An 18707-nucleotide genomic window follows, 5' to 3' on the forward strand; every position below is an offset into this window, starting at 1 on the left:
CATTGCCAATGAAGAAAAAGAAAAACGCGCCGCAGAGCTTTTGATTGCCAATGAAGAAAAAGCCAAGCGCGCTGCAGAGCTTTTTATTGCTAATGAAGAAAAAGCTAAACGGGTGGATGAATTAATCATTGCCAATGAAGAGCTGTTGTGCGAGAACGAAAAAAAAGAAAAACGCGCCGCAGAGCTTTTGATTGCTAATGAAGAAAAAGAAAAACGTACTGCAGAGCTTTTGATTGCTAATGAAGAAAAAGAAAAACGAGCCGCAGAGCTTTTTATTGCTAATGAAGAAAAAGCTACACGGGTTAATGAACTAGTCATTGCTAATAAAGGCTCTGAAGCCGCCCTCAAAGTTAAAACGCAATTTATTGCCAATATGTCCCATGAGATCCGCACCCCAATGAATGGGATCATTGGGCTGTCTTCTTTGGCCTTAAATCAACCTATAAGTCCAGACGTACATGACTACCTAGTTGGTATTGAATCTTCTGCTAAATCTTTGCTGACGATTCTCAATGATGTTCTTGATTTTTCGAAGTTAGAGGCTGGTAAGGTGGAGTTAGATCAGGTTCCTTTCCAGCTTACGGATATTTTATCCAACGCTCATTACCTCTTTATTGAAAGCGCTAAAGCCAAAGGCCTGGAATTGATCTGTTTAAGTAAGCTCGATATAAAGACCAAGCTTATAGGCGATGCTTTTCGCATTAACCAGGTGCTCAGTAACTTGATTGGCAATGCCATTAAGTTCACCATGAAAGGAACCATTACCCTTACGGTAGGTCTAAAAGGTATGGAAGGTTCCAATATAACCTTGCGCTTTAGTGTTAAAGATACAGGTATCGGTATGTCTCCCGAAGCTCAGGTCAAAATATTAGAGCCTTTTACTCAGGCAGATAACTCAATTACTCGCAATTTTGGTGGTACGGGCTTAGGTTTGTATATTAGCAATGAACTATTAGGGCTCATGGGTAGTAAGCTTATCGTTGCGAGCTGCGATGGACAGGGATCCACCTTTAGCTTTGATTTATTGTTGGGTAATGCTTCAGAGAAATAGCATGGGTAGATGGCAATGGAGGCGTAAGGAGGGTTAAGAAACGGCCCTTTAGGATATATTTATGCGTCAAAAAAGGTTTTATTTCATGCAATAACTTGACGAGCAAAATAAGACTGATTCAGTCTACAACCAGTCTATTTTTGGGCCACGTTTAGGCCACACAAGAATTATTAAAATTAGTGCCTATTTATAGAGGACTAAATTGTTGGTAAATTTATCTAGCATTAGGGTAGTTGAGTTGTTGGCTAACTCCTAGCGCCTCATGAGCCGTACTTTTTCCGACTCAATTGGCAATTAAGTTTTTGTTTTACCGATTAGGGTAAAATATTTCTTTTAGGCTCGTAGCTCAGCTGGTTAGAGCACCACCTTGACATGGTGGGGGTCGTTGGTTCGAGTCCAATCGAGCCTACCAACGAATAAAGACCCAAAAGTGCGCGGTTGCCTAAAGCTTCCGCGCTTTCTTTTTAGTGGATGTCGTGCTGTACTGATGCAAATGTTGCCGTATATAAACAAGATGGAGTGGTCATGCTAGTAGTAACTCTGCCAGATGGATCAAAACGTGAATTTGAGGCTCCCGTTCGCGTAGCTGACGTTGCCCAAAGCATCGGCAGTGGGCTTGCTAAAGCCGCCTTGGGTGGCATTGTTGACGGCAAGATGGTTGATACGAGTTTTGTGATCGACAAAGATAGTCAGCTCGCCATCATTACCGATAAGAGTCCTGAGGCGCTAGAAATTGTGCGTCATTCCACTGCACATTTACTGGCATACGCCGTAAAAGAATTATTTCCAGAAGCGCAAGTCACCATCGGTCCAGTAGTGGATAACGGTTTTTACTATGACTTCTCTTACCATCGCCCCTTTACGCCCGATGACTTAGTTGCTCTAGAAAAGAAAATGACTGAGTTGGCTAAAAAAGATGAGCCAGTGACGCGTAGCGTATTGCCCCGTGATGAGGCGATCAAATTCTTCAAAGATCAGGGTGAGCATTACAAGGCTGAGCTGATTGCTAGCATTCCACAAGGTGAAGATGTTTCACTCTATGCAGAAGGTAAGTTCACCGACTTATGTCGTGGCCCCCATGTACCGTCTACTGGCAAGCTCAAAGTATTTAAGCTCATGAAGCTTGCTGGTGCTTACTGGCGTGGCGATAGTAAGAATGAGATGTTGCAGCGTATCTATGGCACTGCTTGGTTGAAAAAAGAAGATCAAGACGCTTACCTGCATATGTTGGAAGAAGCAGAGAAGCGTGACCACCGCCGTTTAGGTAAGACTTTAGATTTATTCCATTTCCAAGAAGAGGCCCCAGGCCTCATTTTCTGGCACCCAAAGGGCTGGTCGATTTGGCAAGAAGTTGAGCAATACATGCGCCGCGTTTATCAAAACGAAGGCTACCAAGAAGTCAAAGCGCCACAAATTTTGGATCGCGGGCTTTGGGAAAAATCAGGCCACTGGGATAACTACAAAGAAAACATGTTCACGACGGAGTCGGAGAACCGTGCTTATGCATTGAAGCCGATGAACTGCCCTGGCCACATACAGATTTTCAATTCTGGATTGCATAGCTATCGTGAGTTGCCACTGCGTTACGGCGAGTTTGGTCAATGCCACCGCAATGAACCATCGGGTGCCTTGCATGGTTTGATGCGCGTACGTGGTTTTACTCAAGATGATGGCCATATTTTCTGTACAGAAGATCAGATTCAGTCAGAAGTAGCTGCTTTTGATAAAGCGGTGCGTGCGGTATATCAAGATTTTGGCTTTACTGAGGTTGCAGTTAAGCTCGCCTTGCGCCCAGTCAAACGTGTCGGTGATGATGCGATTTGGGATAAAGCGGAAGCGGCCCTTCGTGGAGCCCTGAAAGCTTCCGGCCAAGAATGGGAAGAATTGCCAGGCGAGGGTGCTTTTTATGGCCCTAAGATCGAATATCACCTCAAAGACTCCATTGGGCGCACTTGGCAGTGCGGCACCATTCAGGTAGATTTCTCCATGCCTGAGCGCTTAGGCGCTGAATATGTCACCGAAGAAAACACCCGCAAGGCCCCAGTGATGCTTCATAGGGCAATTGTGGGTTCTTTAGAGCGTTTTATCGGTATTTTGATCGAAAACCATGCTGGAAACATGCCGGCTTGGCTTGCTCCTACCCAGACCGTTGTCCTCAATATCTCCGATAATTCTGCTGCATATGCACAACAAGTCCAGCAATCGTTGAAAAAACAAGGGTTTAGAGTCGAATCCGATTTGCGAAATGAGAAAATTACGTATAAAATACGCGAGCACGCATTACAGAAGATCCCATTTTTGCTAGTTGTTGGTGATAAAGAGTCTGAAAGTAATACTGTGGCCGTTCGTGCCCGTGGCGGAGTGGATTTAGGTGTAATGCCTCTTGAAGCCTTCGTTGCCCGACTCCAGCAGGATATATCCCAGAAGGTCGGACCCGAGCAAAGCTAGGGGTGGATGGCTTTTATTGTTAATTTATAAGGAATTAGAAGATCGCTACTGATAAATCGCAGCGCATTAACCGGGAAATTACTGCTCCTGAAGTGCGTCTGATTGGACTGGATGGTGAACCCATCGGTGTAGTTAAGTTGAGTGAAGCCCTGGCTTTAGCCGAAGAGAAAGAGACCGATCTGGTTGAAATTGCTCCGACAGCTGTGCCTCCTGTAGTCCGGATCATGGACTTTGGCAAATTCAAGTACCAAGAAGCTAAGCGTATGCATGAAGCTAAGCTGAAGCAAAAGGTGATTCAGGTGAAGGAAGTTAAATTCCGTCCCGGCACTGATGATGGTGACTATGGTGTGAAACTACGCAATCTAATCCGCTTTTTGGAAGATGGTGATAAGACAAAGATTACGCTGCGGTTTCGGGGTCGTGAAATGGCCCATCAAGAAATCGGAGTCAGAATGTTGGAGCGTTTGAAGTTGGACCTTGTTGAACATGGCCAAGTCGAACAGTTTCCAAAAATGGAAGGCCGCCAGATGGTGATGGTATTGGCCCCCATTCGTAAGGCTAAGTAACAAGACAATTCTTTGGAGTTAGATTGTTGTTTATGTAGGGAGGGGTCGCAAGACTCTGGTTTTTAGAAGTGCTTCTAGGTACAGGAAGAGTGACCGTCGGTTGCCACCTATGTTGCACAAGTAGATGAAGGGGTGCTTTATGCCCAAGATGAAGAGCAAGAGTAGCGCTAAAAAGCGCTTTACGGTTCGCGCAGGCGGAACGATTAAACGAGGTCAGGCTTTCAAACGCCACATCCTCACCAAGAAGACCACAAAGAACAAGCGTCATTTGCGTGGTACTACCGAAGTTGCGAAGGCAGACGTTAAGTCAATTCGCTCCATGCTTCCTTACGCTTAACCTCAGACTAAATTAGGAGAATTAAATGCCAAGAGTCAAACGTGGGGTTACAGCAAGAGCCCGTCATAAAAAAATCACCGATGCCGCAACAGGTTACCGCGGTCGTCGTAAGAACGTATTCCGTATTGCTAAGCAAGCGGTTATGCGTGCTGGTCAATATGCATATCGTGACCGTCGCAATAAGAAACGTGTATTCCGCGCTTTGTGGATTGCTCGTATCAACGCGGCAGTACGTCAGCATGACATGACCTATAGCGTATTCATGAATGGTATGAAGAAAGCTGCGATCGAACTTGACCGCAAAGTACTTTCTGATATGGCCATTGCTGACAAAGCAGCTTTTGCCGCTTTGGTTACTCGGATCAAATCCGTAGTAAGCGCTGCAGCTTAATTCTTAGTTACTAAAAAACTAAGCTGCAATGGTTTCTCTCGACCACATTGTCGAGGATGCTAAACGTGATTTCCTCGGAGCTGCCGATGCGGCAGCTCTAGAGGATGCCAAAGCCAAGTACCTCGGTAAATCAGGTGTTCTCACCGAGCGTCTCAAGGCGCTTGGTGGAATGTCGCCTGACGAGCGCAAAAGTGCTGGCGCCCAAATTAATCAAGTCAAAACAGCAGTAGAGGTGGCTCTCCAAGAGTGTCGCCAAGCTTTGGCTGATGCCGTATTGCTGCAACGTCTCGCAGCTGAATCCATTGATGTATCCCTTCCGGGTCGTGGTCAAGCAGTTGGTAGCTTACATCCCGTGATGCGCACTTGGGAGCGCGTTGAAGAAATCTTCCGCTCCATTGGGTTTGATGTTGCTGACGGCCCTGAAATTGAAACCGATTGGTTTAATTTCACAGCCTTAAATAGCCCTGAGAATCATCCCGCCCGTTCGATGCAGGATACTTTTTATATTGATGGCAAAGATTCTCAACAGAAGCCTTTGTTATTGCGTACGCATACCAGTCCGATTCAGGTTCGTTATGCCAGTGAGCACGTTAAGAAATACGCTCATGCCGATGTCATGCCGCCAATCAAGGTGATTGCGCCTGGCAGAACCTACCGCGTGGATAGTGATGCAACGCACTCGCCGATGTTTCATCAAGTTGAAGGCTTGTGGATTGCTGAGACCGTCTCATTTGCAGACCTTAAGGGCGTTTATACAGATTTCTTAAGAACTTTTTTTGAAACGAATGCATTACAGGTTCGCTTTCGCCCATCGTATTTCCCATTCACAGAACCCTCTGCTGAAATTGATATGGCCTTTGGTGGCGGCAAGTTAGCCGGCCGTTGGTTGGAGATTTCTGGAGCAGGGCAGGTGCATCCAAATGTATTGAGTAATATGGGTATTGATCCAGAACGCTATACCGGATTTGCTTTTGGTTCTGGCTTAGAGCGCTTAACCATGTTGCGTTATGGCATTGATGATTTGCGACTCTTCTTCGAGAATGATTTACGTTTCTTAGCGCAATTTCCAGCTTAAGCAGAACGGTAAAGATAAGGCTATGCAATTTTCAGAATCTTGGCTCCGTCAGTATGTAAACCCAGCGCTTGATAGCGGTGCATTAGGTCATGCTATGACCATGGCAGGTCTTGAAGTAGAAGAGCAGCATTCAGTAGCCCCCGCGTTTACGAAGATTGTGATTGCACAAATTCTGTCTGCCGAGCAACATCCCGACGCTGATCGTTTACGCGTTTGCAAAGTAGACGCTGGTACTGGTCACGAATTGCAAATCGTTTGTGGTGCCCCGAATGCACGTGCTGGGATCAAAATTCCTTGTGCCATGGTTGGTGCAGAGCTCCCACCGGCAGAAGCTGGTGGCAAGCCGTTCATGATCAAAGTAGGCAAGCTGCGCGGTGTAGAGAGTCAAGGTATGTTGTGCTCTGGTCGCGAGCTAGGTTTAGGCGATGACCACGAAGGTATTTTGGAATTGCCTGCCGATGCGCCAGTAGGTCAAGACATCCGCGAGTACCTCGATCTGGATGATCAAATTTTTGTGATTAAGTTAACGCCTAATAAGGCTGATTGCTTGTCATTAATTGGGATGGCTCGTGAAGTCTCTGCCATTACTGGCGCTGCTTTATGTACTCCAAAATGGAATACTCCAACTACAGGCATTCAAGACAAAATCAAGGTGACTGTTGAGAATAAAGACTTGTGCGGTCGTTTTGCTGGTCGCATGATCCGCGGCGTTAATCCAAAAGCTAAAACGCCGAGCCATATAGTGCAGCGTTTAGCTCGCGCCGGTCAGAGAAGTATTTCTGCTTTAGTCGATTTATCCAATTACGTCATGTTAGAAATGGGTCAACCCACCCACGTGTTTGATATCGATAAGTTATCTGGTGACATCACTGTGCGTTGGGGCAAGGCTGGCGAAACCCTCGAATTACTCAACGGCCAAACAGTTACTCTGCTTGGTCCTGATTCTTCAGGAAAAACACAGGATGCGGGTGTTGTTGCCGACCAAACTGGTCCGGTAGCCCTAGCCGGCATCATGGGTGGCAATCATTGCGCCGTCAGCGATGACACTCAAAATATCTATGTAGAGGCAGCTTATTGGTTGCCATCTGCGATTCAAGGCCGTGCCCGTCGCTTTAATTTCAGTACCGATGCAGCGCATCGTTTTGAACGTGGTGTAGATCCACAAGCTACTGTTATTTGCTTAGAGTATTTAAGCTCTCTCATTCTTGAAGTGTGCGGTGGTCAAGCGGGTCCTGTTGATGATCAAATTCTCAATGTGCCAGAACGCAAACCAGTACGTATGCGTTTAGCGCGTGCGATGAAAGTCATCGGCATTCCCCTAACCAATGACATTGTGGCAGACGTATTTAAGCGCCTTGGCTTTGAGTTCAAACAAGATGCGAATGATGTTTTTGTTGTGACGCCACCAAGCTATCGCTTTGATATTGAAATTGAAGAAGATTTGATTGAAGAAGTTGCGCGTATGTACGGCTTCGAGAATATTCCAGATCAACCTCCGGTTGCCTCGTTAAAAATGAGTGCTAAAGCCGAAGCAAAGCGGGGCGTTCATTTATTGCGCCAGCGTTTTGCCTTGCAAGGCTATCAAGAGGCTGTGAATTTTGGCTTTACCGATCAAGAAAGCGAACAGCGTCTTGCCGGGGTAGCGGAAAAAGACCTCATTAAGGTATTAAATCCGATTGCCAGTCAGTATGGCGTAATGCGTAGCAATCTTTGGGGTGGCTTATTGGGTAATCTCAAAGCTAACCTCAATAGGGGTGCCAGCCGTGTTCGCCTATTTGAAACTGGTCGTGTATTTAAGCGTGATACCAGTATTGCTGAAGAAGCTGGCAAAGTAGCAGGGTTTGCACAGCCTCAACGGATTGGCGGTATAGCTTATGGTGCATTTGTGCCGGAGCAGTGGGGAAGTGCAAATCGCGCAGTCGATTTCTTTGATGTCAAAGGCGATTTAGAGCGAGTCTTAGATCCGCTCCATTTCGTTACTCAAACTGCTGTGCATCCAGCATTGCATCCTGGTCGTTCAGCTAATATTGTGTTGCAGACACCAGAGGGCATGTTAAATGTTGGCTGGATTGGTGAATTACATCCTGGCTTGCAGCAATCCTACGAACTACCCCAAGCCCCCATCCTTTTTGAATTAGATTTAGAAGCCATTCGTGAGTTGGGCTTGCCCGCGCCAGAAGAGTTAAGTAAATTTCCTGCAGTGCAGCGAGATTTAGCGGTAGTCGTCAAACAGAATGTCTCGGCACAATCTTTGCTCGATGTTATGACGGCTAGTAAGCAGAATTTTGTGCGTTCGATAGAGCTTTTTGATGAATTCAAGCCCAAGACTGGTTCTAGTAGTATGGCTGACGATGAGAAGAGTTTAGCGTTCCGTGTGACTCTGCTAAACCCTAATGAAACTTTGCAAGACCCCCAAATTGATGCAGTTATGGCATCTTTATTGGGCACTGTTGAGAAAAAGTGCGCCGCACGTCTGCGCTAGGTTTAGTATTAGTCAAATATCATATAAATAGCAATATAAGAGACTGGCAATGAGCGAAATAATTACCAACGACACCGTTACAAAAAATGAACTATCTGAAGCGCTCTTTGACCAAGTTGGGCTAAACAAGCGTGAAGCAAAAGATATGATCGACGCTTTTTTTGATCGTATTGGTGAATCACTACAGGCTGGTGTTGAGGTCAAGATCTCCGGTTTTGGTAATTTTCAGTTGCGCAATAAATCAGCTCGTCCAGGTCGCAATCCAAAAACAGGTCAAATGATTCCGATTGCAGCTCGCCGTGTAGTGACTTTTCACGCTAGTCAAAAGCTTAAGGACGTAGTTGAGTCTCATGCTCGAGAAAACAGCATTTGACTCTGGCGCAGCACTGCATAGTTCGCAGTTGCCGCCGATACCCGCCAAGCGTTACTTCACTATTGGTGAGGTTGCAGACTTGTGCGGAGTACGCTCACATGTTTTGCGTTACTGGGAACAAGAATTCTCACAGCTAAGCCCTCAAAAACGACGCGGTAACCGCCGTTACTATCAACATCACGAAGTCGTATTGATTCGTAAAATTCGATCTCTTCTCTATGAAGAGGGTTTCACGATTAGCGGTGCCAGAAATCGCTTAGATGAAGCGCGTGGCGAGCTACGCTTGCGCGATGAGTTGCAAGCAGTGCTGCAGATTCTCGCTAAATAGTTACTGATACAATTTTGTTTTCCGTCGGGGCGTAGCGCAGCCTGGTAGCGTACATGCATGGGGTGCATGTGGTCGGAGGTTCAAATCCTCTCGCCCCGACCAATACATCCAACCATGAAAAACGAATGTTTATGAGCACTGAGAATTCCTCGTCTCCTAGCCGGACACCAGTCAACTATTTTGGACTCAATATCCCATTTCTGGATCACTTGGGCGTAGTGCCTGAGTTTGCTGAGGGAGGCAAGTCTCGCATTAGCGTTCAGTTAAAGCCTGAGTACGAGAATAGCTTTCAGGTTGCTCACGGTGGCCTGATCATGACTTTGCTGGATTTTGCGATGGCCGCCGCAGCTCGCAGCAGCATGAATCATGCCTCCGGCGCTATTACTGTTGATATGACAATTAGTTTTTTACGCCCAAGCGTAGGAAAGATTGTTGTGGAGGGCACTACGCTGAAGTCTGGCAAGACTATTAATTACTGCGAAGCTGTTGTTCTGAATGATGCCGGTGAGGTAACTGCCAAGTCTAGCGGTACATTTATTTTAAGAAGATAATATTTATTGGTATTATTATATTTATATTTTTTATACGTATAATCAATTACTACCGCTATTAAACCTTGATAAATATAGGATATTTACTAATCGCATGACTATATTGTGACTTATCTAGAAGTGTATATAATCACTCCATAATTAACAGATTATCTGATTAATTGCTATAAATTACATTTAATTATTTGGGAGTAAATATATGTCTTCATATAAAGAGCTATTGGCGCAACGTGAGTTGCTAGATAAACAGATTAAAGAAGCTGTTCAGCGTGAAAAGGCTGATGGCATTGCAAATGCAAAAGCAATTATTGAGCAATATGACTTAAGCGCCTCAGACTTATTCAGCCGTAAAGCCGGATCTAAAGGCGGAAGTGGCAAGGTAGCCCCAAAATATCGCAACCCATCAACAGGCGAGACTTGGACTGGTCGGGGTAAAGCGCCTAAGTGGATTGATGGCAGAGATCGTAGCAACTATTTGATCTAATGCATTGATTTAATTCAGTTTTACTAAAAAAGCCGCCCAAAACTGGTGCGGCTTTTTGTATTTCAAATGTCGAATCTTAATGCTAGGCGCACTTCCTGCTCAGCGCCTCTATAAAGATGGGCTCGAGAAGCTCGTGGCGATTTTTTTTATAGTTTATCGAGGGGTCTTGTTCTGGATCGGTTTCAGGGTAGCCAATAATGAGGGGATTTAACTCAATCAGGCCATTTTCCAATTCCTCCTGAATGCTTTCTGTTGATGGCGGCCTAACACCCCCAGAATTTTCATCTGCAAGCACGATCACTCCAGGGTGAAGTTTGATAAATCCCTCATCTACCAATATAGGAATATGCTGCGTGTCCTTGTTTTTACTCAAATAATGGATGAGATGGACCTGTTCAACGGGTGGAATCAATGCATCTAGGAAGATGAGATCTGGGGCGATGGAGACTGCTTTCATTAATCCCTCCAGGCTATCTATCGCAATATCCATATCCACTTTAAGCTGCCAATCTTGGATGGACTCTTTTAACTCTTCACCATTCTCAATTCTTCTGAAGATACCCATAGCAATGCAGTTTTGGGTTGTTTTTTGCCGCATTGCACGTTTGCGCCTTTGGAGCTGCTGATTTAAGGAGCTCGCAAGTATCCGCCGGTGGCCGCCACGGGTCTTCCAGGCGATTAATTCGCCTAATTCCACCATTTTCTGGACTGTGCCAAGGGAGACTTGCAGGACTTTGGCACTTTGCCGTGTGCTGAGATATTCCATTTCAGGGGTAATTGCTTTCATATTTCCTTAATGTCATTAATTCACTTGAAGATTTAGAGAATAAAAATCAATTTGATTTCAATCTGTCGGGAATGTCTGAAAGCTCAGTAGGAAAGTTCTTATTCATGGAGATCTAATGGGTAAATACCCGTGGGAATAGGAAAATCAGGGAAAGCCCTTTATGAATAAGTGGTTAATCGTGTTAAATTAGTGGGGTAGTAAGCAGTATTTGCACAGATCAATTCGCAGGATGGTGAAGCCTGAATGCGAGTGGTTTTAACCACAGTTTTTATTCGGGAAACCCGATGAAAGGTGAGCATCATGATGCAGGACCAAAGAGATAACTCGTATCTCTTCGGCGGAAACGCCCCATACGTAGAAGAACTCTACGAATCCTACTTGCACGATCCAGCATCTGTTGCTGATCATTGGCGAGATTATTTTGATAACGTGAAACAGGTTCCAGCGGTAGATGGCTCGTCTCGAGTGGATATTGCTCATGGACCGATTGTTGCGTCATTTGCTGAGCGCGCTAAGCAAGGCCCCATCAGAACGGTTTCTGATTCGGCTGACTCAGAAATGGGTCGCAAGCGCGTTGCTGTCCAGCAGTTGATTGCCGCGTATCGCAACGTTGGTAATCGCTGGGCAGATATTGATCCGTTGAAACGCACTGAGCGTCCGGATATTCCAGAATTAAATCCAGCCTTCTATGGCTTCACTGATGGCGATATGGATATCGTCTTCAACACCAGCAATACATTCTTCGGCAAAACCGAAATGACATTGCGTGATCTATTACAGGCTTTACGTGAAACCTATTGCGGCACGATTGGTGCCGAGTACATGTTCATTGCTGACCAGAAGATAAAAAAATGGTGGCAAGAAAAATTAGAGTCCATTCGCTCAACACCGCGCTTTAATGTGGATGAAAAGCGCCAGATTCTTGATCGTATAACCGCTGCAGAAGGTTTGGAGCGCTATCTCCAGGCTAAGTACGTAGGTCAGAAGCGCTTCTCACTCGAAGGTGGTGAAAGCTTCATCGCTTGTATGGATGAGCTAGTGCGCGATGCTGGCGAGAAGGGTGTACAAGAGATTGTGATTGGCATGGCCCACCGTGGTCGTCTGAACGTCCTTGTTAATACTTTGGGCAAGATGCCAACCGATTTGTTTGCAGAGTTCGAGCACAAAGGCCCAGAAACATTGCCAGCAGGTGACGTTAAATATCACCAAGGCTTCTCAAGCGATATCTCAACTCCGGGCGGTCCAGTGCATTTGTCATTGGCCTTTAATCCATCCCATTTAGAAATTGTTAATCCAGTAGTAGAGGGTTCTGCACGTGCTCGCATGGAGCGTCGTGGCGATTTATTGGGCGAGCAAGTATTGCCAGTATTGGTTCACGGTGATGCGGCGATTGCAGGTCAGGGCGTTATGCAAGAGACTTTGGCAATGGCTGAAGTTCGCGGCTACTCCACTGGCGGCACGATCCATATCGTCATTAACAATCAAATTGGTTTCACAACATCTGATCCACGCGACTTACGTTCAAGCTTGTATTGCACTGACATCATGAAGATTATTGATGCTCCTGTATTACACGTGAACGGCGATGATCCTGAAGCCGTAGTATTGGCAACCAAGTTGGCTGTTGAGTTCCGCACTCAGTTCCATAAAGATGTGGCCATTGATATTGTTTGTTTCCGCAAGTTAGGGCACAACGAGCAAGACACTCCAGCCATGACTCAGCCTTTGATGTACAAAATCATTGCTGCGCACCCTGGAACACGTAAGGTCTACGCCGATAAACTAGAAACCCAAGGTGTATTGCCTGCCGGTACTGGCGACTTAATGGTCAAAGAGTATCGCGCTGCCATGGACGAAGGTAAGCAAACCTCTGATCCAGTCTTAAGTAATTTCAAAGGCAAGTTTGCAGTCGATTGGGCGCCATTCCTGAATAAGAAATGGACTGATGAGGCGGATACCGCTATTCCGCTTACTGAGTGGAAGCGTTTGGCAGAGAAAATCTCTACCATTCCAGCAGACTTTAAGGCGCATCCACTAGTGGAGAAGGTTTACCGTGATCGCGCTGCCATGGGTCGTGGTGAAGTCAATGTTGACTGGGGTATGGGCGAGCATATGGCTTTCGCATCTCTGGTAGCAAGTGGCTATCCAGTCCGTTTATCCGGTGAGGATAGCGGCCGCGGCACATTTACCCATCGCCATTCTGTGTTGCATAACCAAAATCGTGAGAAGTGGGATACCGGTACTTATATCGCGCTTCAACACGTCACTAAAGATCAAGCGCCATTCCTGGTGATCGATTCGATTTTATCGGAAGAGGCTGTGCTCGGTTTTGAGTACGGCTACGCTGCAGCCGAACCAAATACTTTAACCATATGGGAAGCGCAGTTTGGCGACTTTGCTAACGGTGCTCAAGTAGTGATTGATCAGTTCATTGCATCGGGCGAGGTGAAGTGGGGCCGTGCTAACGGGCTTGTGATGATGCTGCCGCATGGCTATGAAGGCCAAGGCCCAGAGCACTCATCTGCACGTCTAGAGCGCTTTATGCAGTTATGTGCTGATACCAATATGCAAGTGGTTCAACCCACTACTGCATCGCAGATCTTCCACGTATTGCGTCGCCAGATGATTCGTCAGTTCCGCAAGCCTTTGATCTTGATGACGCCAAAATCCTTATTGCGTAATAAAGAAGCTGCATCACCATTAAGTGAGTTCACTAAAGGCGGCTTCCAAACAGTCATCTCTGAGCGTGATGCTGCTATTGATCCGAAGCAGGTAACTCGTTTAGTAGTTTGTTCAGGCAAAGTTTATTTTGACTTAGCCAAGGCTCGTACAGAGAAGAAGTTGAGCGATGTTGCGATTATTCGTTTGGAGCAGTTATACCCATTCCCGCACAAAGCGATTGCTACAGAGCTGAAGAAGTATCCAAAACTTGAAGAGGTAGTGTGGTGTCAAGATGAACCGCAAAACCAAGGTGCATGGTTCTTTGTTCAGCACAACTTGTTGGAGAACATGTCTGATGGTATGAAGTTGGCTTATTCAGGCCGACCTGCATCAGCATCGCCAGCTTGTGGCTACGCTCACCTGCACCAAGAACAACAGAAGTCTCTGCTTAATGCAGCTTTTGCAAAACTAAAGGGTTATGTGGTCACGAAGTAATCGTTGACATAACTCACACCAAATACATTAGATAGGATTAATCATGGCTATATTTGAAGTTAAAGTTCCCCAACTCTCTGAGTCAGTAGCAGAAGCCACTTTGTTGCAATGGAAAAAGAAAGTTGGCGATGCCGTCGGTCAAGATGAGATCTTGATTGAAATCGAAACAGACAAAGTGGTGCTGGAAGTACCCGCGCCTTCTGCTGGTGTATTGACTGAGATCGTGATTGCTGATGGCGGTACTGTAATTGCTGAGCAATTGATCGCAAAGATCGATAGCACTGCTGTTGCAACTGCTAAACCAGCCGCCGCCGCTGCTCCCGCAGCTGCTGCTCCAGCCCCTGCAGCCGCTCCAGCTGCAAAATCTGCCGGTGCTGCCGCAGCTCCTTCTGCCGCTAAATTGATGGCAGAAAATAATGTGAGCGCAGCTCAAGTTGCCGGTTCTGGTCGCGATGGTCGCATCACCAAAGGCGATGTGCTTAGTGCAGTTGCTGGTGGCACAAAGTCTGCCGCCTTACCAAGCGCACCTATTCCAACTGGCAATCGCCCTGAAGAGCGTGTGCCAATGAGCCGTTTGCGTGCGCGTATTGCTGAGCGCCTGCTTGAATCACAAGCTAATAATGCAATCTTGACTACCTTTAATGAAGTCAATATGGCTCCAGTGATTGCCATGCGTAACAAGTACAAAGACCAGTTTGAAAAAGTCCATGGTGTTAAGTTAGGCTTCATGTCTTTCTTTGTTAAAGCGGCAACTCATGCTTTGAAGAAATTCCCATTGTTGAATGCTTCTGTTGACGGCAATGACATCGTTTATCACGGCTACTTTGATATCGGTATCGCTGTAAGCTCGCCACGTGGCTTGGTTGTTCCAATCTTGCGTGACGTTGATCAAATGAACTTGGCTGATATCGAAAAGAAGATTGCTGAATATGGTGCCAAGGCACGCGATGGTAAGTTGTCGATTGAAGAATTGACTGGCGGCACATTCTCCATTTCTAACGGTGGTGTATTTGGTTCCATGCTCTCAACTCCAATCATTAACCCACCACAATCTGCGATTTTAGGTATACATGCAACTAAAGAGCGTGCAGTGGTTGAGAATGGTCAAGTGGTGATTCGCCCAATTAACTATCTCGCTTTGTCATACGATCACCGCATCATTGACGGTCGTGAGGCAGTACTTGGTTTGGTTGCCATGAAGGAAGCTTTAGAAGATCCTTCACGTCTCCTCCTTGATTTGTAAGAGGGGACATCATGAGTCAATCATTTGACGTAGTAGTTATTGGCGGTGGCCCCGGCGGCTACATCGCTGCAATCCGTGCTGCGCAACTGGGCTTTAAGGTTGCCTGTGCTGAGTCACAGAGCTATGACGATCCAAAGGGTGAGCCACGCTTAGGTGGAACTTGCTTAAACGTTGGCTGTATTCCTTCTAAGGCTTTATTGGCCTCTTCAGAAGAGTTTGAGAAGATTAGCCATCATGCTGCTGATCACGGTATTAAAGTTGGGTCAGTCAGCATCGATTCGAAGAAGATGGTGTCTCGTAAAGATGACATCGTGACGAAGATGACCGGTGGTATTCAGTATCTATTTCGCAAGAACAAGATTACTTTGCTCAAAGGACATGCATCTTTTGAAGGAAAAACTGCTGATGGTTATCAAGTCAAAATTGATGGCAAAGATAAAGAAATAGTGACTGCTAAGAACGTCATTATTGCTACGGGTTCCAAAGCGCGTCATTTGCCTGGTATTGCTGTAGACAATGTGTTGGTTTGCGATAACGAAGGCGCACTCAAATTTGACTCCACCCCTAAAAAACTCGGCGTCATTGGCGCTGGTGTGATTGGTTTGGAGTTAGGCTCTGTTTGGCGTCGTGTTGGCTCTGAAGTGACTATTCTGGAGGCAATGCCTTCATTCTTGGGTGCTTGTGATCTGGGCATCGCTAAGGAAGCGCAAAAGCTATTAAGCAAGCAGGGCTTGAACATTCACACTGGTGTCAAGATCGGTGAAGTGAAGGTTGATAAAAAAGGCGTGGTCGTTAACTACACCGATAGCGCTGGCAAAGCAGCCAAGTTGGAATGTGATCGTTTAATCGTTTCTGTTGGTCGTGTGCCCAATACCGATAAATTAGGCTTAGACAAAATCGGCCTTAAGGTGGATGAGCGTGGCTTTATTCCCATTGATGACCATACCTGCCAAACAGCAGCGCCTGGCGTGTACGCCGTTGGCGATGTGGTGCGCGGTCCAATGCTGGCACATAAAGCAGAAGACGAAGGCGTATTGGTAGCAGAAATTATTGCTGGCCAAAAACCCCATATTGATTACAACTGTATTCCTTGGGTAATCTATACCGATCCAGAAATTGCTTGGGTTGGTAAGACAGAGCAACAACTCAAAGAGGCTGGTATTGCTTTTAAAGCGGGTCAGTTCCCATTTGCTGCCAATGGCCGCGCACTGGGCATGGGCCGTGCCGATGGTTTCGTAAAGGTCTTGGCTGATGCAAAGACAGATGAAATCCTTGGCGTTCATATCATTGGACCAAATGCTTCTGACTTAATTGCTGAAGCTGCTGTTGCCATGGAATTCAAAGCGGCGGCGGAGGATATTGCTCGTATCTGTCATCCACATCCAAGCTTGTCAGAAGTGATGCGCGAGGCAGCATTGGCAACGGATCAACGTGCATTAAATATGTAATTGAAAGCATTAGAGTATTACCATCAAGAGTTAAAAGCGCGCGGGTATCATAGCGATCCCGCGCAGCTTCGCGCCATTGAGCGCCTGCAACAATGCGAAGACGAGTGGATTGCTTATAAAGAAATTCGCAGCAACGGCTTAAAAAAGAAATTATTTAAACCTAAATTACCCCGTGGTATTTACTTGTGGGGTGGCGTCGGTCGCGGCAAATCCTTTCTGATGGATTGTTTTTATGCTGCATCCCCTTTAGAGAAGAAAATTCGCATTCATTTTCATGAGTTCATGCGTGAAGTTCACCGTGAACTGCATGAGCTTTCTGGCCTTGCTGACCCTTTGGATGAGCTAGCAATACGGATCTCTAAACGCTATCGCCTCATTTGTTTTGATGAGTTCCACATCAATGACATCGCAGATGCGATGATTTTGTATCGCCTGCTTACTGCCTTATTTGAAGATCGCGTGCAATTTGTAATGACCTCAAACTATCGCCCTGATCAACTCTATCCCAATGGGCTACATCGCGATCGACTGATTCCGGCAATTAAGTTGTTGGAGTCACAGTTAGACATCATGAATGTGGATGCTGGTAGTGACTATCGCCGAGTGCAAATGGCCCAGGTTGAGGCTTACTTGACGCCACTGAATGAGCAAACCGACGTGGCTCTTAAGGAGATGTATCAGACACTCATTGGCAACCAGCCAGAAAATGCTTGTCCGATCCTGTATATCGAATCTAGGCAATTAAGACCGCTTTATATGGCTGATGGGGTGGTGTGGTTTGATTTCCAGACCCTGTGTTGTGGCCCTCGATCCCAGAATGACTATTTGGAGATTGCCAATCAATTTCATACGGTGATTTTGTCTGGGGTCCCTTATATGCCACCCCGTATGACCAATGAAGCTCGGCGCTTTATTTGGCTGATTGATGTTTTATATGACCATAAGATTAAGCTCATCATCTCGGCAGAGGTTCCAGTCGGTGATTTGTATACGGAAGGCCAGATTACCGGTGAATTCTCCAGAACCGTCTCCCGCCTTATCGAAATGCAGTCTCGGGACTACTTAGATGCGCCTCGCCGTGTGATTGACACCGGCTTGACCTAAAATAGGGTTATGACCAGCGTTTCCACCTTAAATGCCGATTTGCATTGCCACTCAGTTGTTTCCGACGGGACATTGACACCCGAAGAGCTTGCCGAACGTGCACACGCCAATGGCGTCCATTTATGGGCGCTGACAGATCATGATGAGCTTGGTGGACAAGAGCGTGCTCGTGCTGCCGCTAGCGCTTTAGGTCTGGATTATTTAGGTGGCGTAGAGATTTCTGTAACCTGGATGGGTCAAACCATTCATATTGTTGGCCTTGGTATTGACGCTGCCCACGCTGGAATTTTAGAAGGCTTGCGTCGTACTCGCGATGGCCGCGGTAATCGCGCCAAATTGATGGCAGAGCAACTACTAAAAGTTGGTATACCGGGTGCTTATGAAGGCGCTCTACATTTTGCTGGCAACCATGACCTCATTTCGAGAACACACTTTGCACGGTTTTTGGTAGAGCAGGGTGTGTGTCGCGATACAGAGCAGGTCTTTAAGAATTATTTGATTGAAGATAAGCCGGGCTATGTGCCACACTTGTGGGCAACTCTAGATGATGCTGTCGCTTGGATTAAAGCAGCTGGTGGTGTGGCGGTGATTGCTCATCCTGGTAGGTATAAGCTGAATGCCATGCAAATGGATGAGCTATACAAACACTTTAAAGATATTGGTGGATTAGCGATTGAAGTGATTACCGGTAGCCATAGTCCACATCAGTATCAAACATACGGCAAAATTGCCCAGCAGTATGGTTTTTTAGCTTCACGTGGATCTGATTTTCATGATCCGAATGAAAGTCATATTGATTTAGGGCGTTTGCCGCATTTACCTGATCATCTGACGCCGGTGTGGTCAGCGTTTCATTAACAGATTGTTTAACGAATTACTCATT

General features: G+C 46.2%; 17 protein-coding genes and 2 tRNA genes. 18 read left to right on the forward strand and 1 reads right to left on the reverse strand.

Annotation, left to right across the window (positions count from 1 at the left end):
- From ICN49_RS05310 to ICN49_RS05370, 13 genes are all read left to right on the forward strand, one after another.
- The coding region (locus ICN49_RS05310; protein WP_255535411.1) for an ATP-binding protein at positions 1-1051 on the forward strand (1051 nt) is incomplete at its 5' end.
- Positions 1052-1386: 335 nt separating this feature from the next.
- Positions 1387-1463 (forward strand) — tRNA-Val (locus tag ICN49_RS05315).
- A 113-nt stretch (positions 1464-1576) separates the two neighbouring features.
- Positions 1577-3499, forward strand: a complete 1923-nt coding sequence (thrS, locus tag ICN49_RS05320; protein ID WP_216166521.1) for a threonine--tRNA ligase — start codon at positions 1577-1579, stop codon at positions 3497-3499.
- A 41-nt stretch (positions 3500-3540) separates the two neighbouring features.
- Positions 3541-4065, forward strand: coding sequence for a translation initiation factor IF-3 (gene infC / locus ICN49_RS05325; RefSeq protein ID WP_216166731.1), 525 nt, complete (start codon positions 3541-3543; stop codon positions 4063-4065).
- 139 nt (positions 4066-4204) lie between these two features.
- On the forward strand, positions 4205-4402 hold the full coding sequence (gene rpmI, locus ICN49_RS05330) for a 50S ribosomal protein L35 (protein WP_046330084.1): 198 nt from the start codon (positions 4205-4207) through the stop codon (positions 4400-4402).
- 25 nt (positions 4403-4427) lie between these two features.
- Positions 4428-4793: a 50S ribosomal protein L20 gene (rplT, locus tag ICN49_RS05335; protein WP_015421011.1), complete on the forward strand. Its 366-nt coding sequence runs from the start codon at positions 4428-4430 to the stop codon at positions 4791-4793.
- Positions 4794-4821: 28 nt separating this feature from the next.
- A complete protein-coding gene (pheS, locus tag ICN49_RS05340) occupies positions 4822-5868 on the forward strand; it encodes a phenylalanine--tRNA ligase subunit alpha (protein WP_216166523.1) in 1047 nt (348 codons plus the stop codon).
- Positions 5869-5890: 22 nt separating this feature from the next.
- Complete coding sequence (gene pheT, locus ICN49_RS05345; protein WP_216166525.1) at positions 5891-8350, forward strand: phenylalanine--tRNA ligase subunit beta; 2460 nt, start codon at positions 5891-5893, stop codon at positions 8348-8350.
- 49 nt (positions 8351-8399) lie between these two features.
- Positions 8400-8723 carry an integration host factor subunit alpha gene (locus ICN49_RS05350; protein ID WP_216166533.1) on the forward strand — a complete coding sequence of 108 codons (324 nt, stop codon included), beginning with the start codon at positions 8400-8402 and terminating at the stop codon, positions 8721-8723.
- Positions 8701-9051 (forward strand): MerR family transcriptional regulator, encoded by a 351-nt coding sequence (locus tag ICN49_RS05355; RefSeq protein ID WP_216166733.1) that lies wholly within the window; start codon positions 8701-8703, stop codon positions 9049-9051. Before ICN49_RS05350 ends, ICN49_RS05355 begins: the two co-directional genes overlap by 23 nt.
- Positions 9052-9076: 25 nt before the next feature.
- A tRNA-Pro gene (locus ICN49_RS05360) sits at positions 9077-9153 on the forward strand.
- Between the two features lie 29 nt (positions 9154-9182).
- The gene (locus tag ICN49_RS05365; protein WP_255535412.1) at positions 9183-9602 is read left to right on the forward strand and encodes a PaaI family thioesterase; all 420 of its coding nucleotides are present in this window, start codon (positions 9183-9185) and stop codon (positions 9600-9602) included.
- A 199-nt stretch (positions 9603-9801) separates the two neighbouring features.
- On the forward strand, positions 9802-10086 hold the full coding sequence (locus ICN49_RS05370) for an H-NS histone family protein (RefSeq protein WP_216166536.1): 285 nt from the start codon (positions 9802-9804) through the stop codon (positions 10084-10086).
- An 82-nt stretch (positions 10087-10168) separates the two neighbouring features.
- Here the strand turns inward: ICN49_RS05370 and ICN49_RS05375 are convergent, their stop codons facing one another.
- Positions 10169-10873: an excisionase family DNA-binding protein gene (locus ICN49_RS05375; RefSeq protein WP_216166538.1), complete on the reverse strand. Its 705-nt coding sequence runs from the start codon at positions 10871-10873 to the stop codon at positions 10169-10171.
- Between the two features lie 300 nt (positions 10874-11173).
- Between ICN49_RS05375 and ICN49_RS05380 the strand changes: the two genes are divergently transcribed.
- From ICN49_RS05380 to ICN49_RS05400, 5 genes are read left to right on the forward strand one after another with little or no spacing between them, the layout of a single operon-like run.
- Positions 11174-14029, forward strand: coding sequence for a 2-oxoglutarate dehydrogenase E1 component (locus tag ICN49_RS05380; RefSeq protein ID WP_216166540.1), 2856 nt, complete (start codon positions 11174-11176; stop codon positions 14027-14029).
- Positions 14030-14072: 43 nt separating this feature from the next.
- Complete coding sequence (odhB, locus tag ICN49_RS05385) at positions 14073-15272, forward strand: 2-oxoglutarate dehydrogenase complex dihydrolipoyllysine-residue succinyltransferase (protein WP_216166542.1); 1200 nt, start codon at positions 14073-14075, stop codon at positions 15270-15272.
- Positions 15273-15283: 11 nt separating this feature from the next.
- On the forward strand, positions 15284-16720 hold the full coding sequence (lpdA, locus tag ICN49_RS05390; RefSeq protein ID WP_216166544.1) for a dihydrolipoyl dehydrogenase: 1437 nt from the start codon (positions 15284-15286) through the stop codon (positions 16718-16720).
- On the forward strand, positions 16721-17824 hold the full coding sequence (zapE, locus tag ICN49_RS05395) for a cell division protein ZapE (protein ID WP_216166546.1): 1104 nt from the start codon (positions 16721-16723) through the stop codon (positions 17822-17824).
- 9 nt (positions 17825-17833) lie between these two features.
- Entirely contained in the window at positions 17834-18682 is an 849-nt protein-coding gene (locus ICN49_RS05400; protein WP_216166548.1) for a 3',5'-nucleoside bisphosphate phosphatase, read from the forward strand.
- Positions 18683-18707: the final 25 nt, after the last annotated feature.

This window comes from Polynucleobacter finlandensis (assembly GCF_018881755.1).
Taxonomy (GTDB): domain Bacteria; phylum Pseudomonadota; class Gammaproteobacteria; order Burkholderiales; family Burkholderiaceae; genus Polynucleobacter; species Polynucleobacter finlandensis.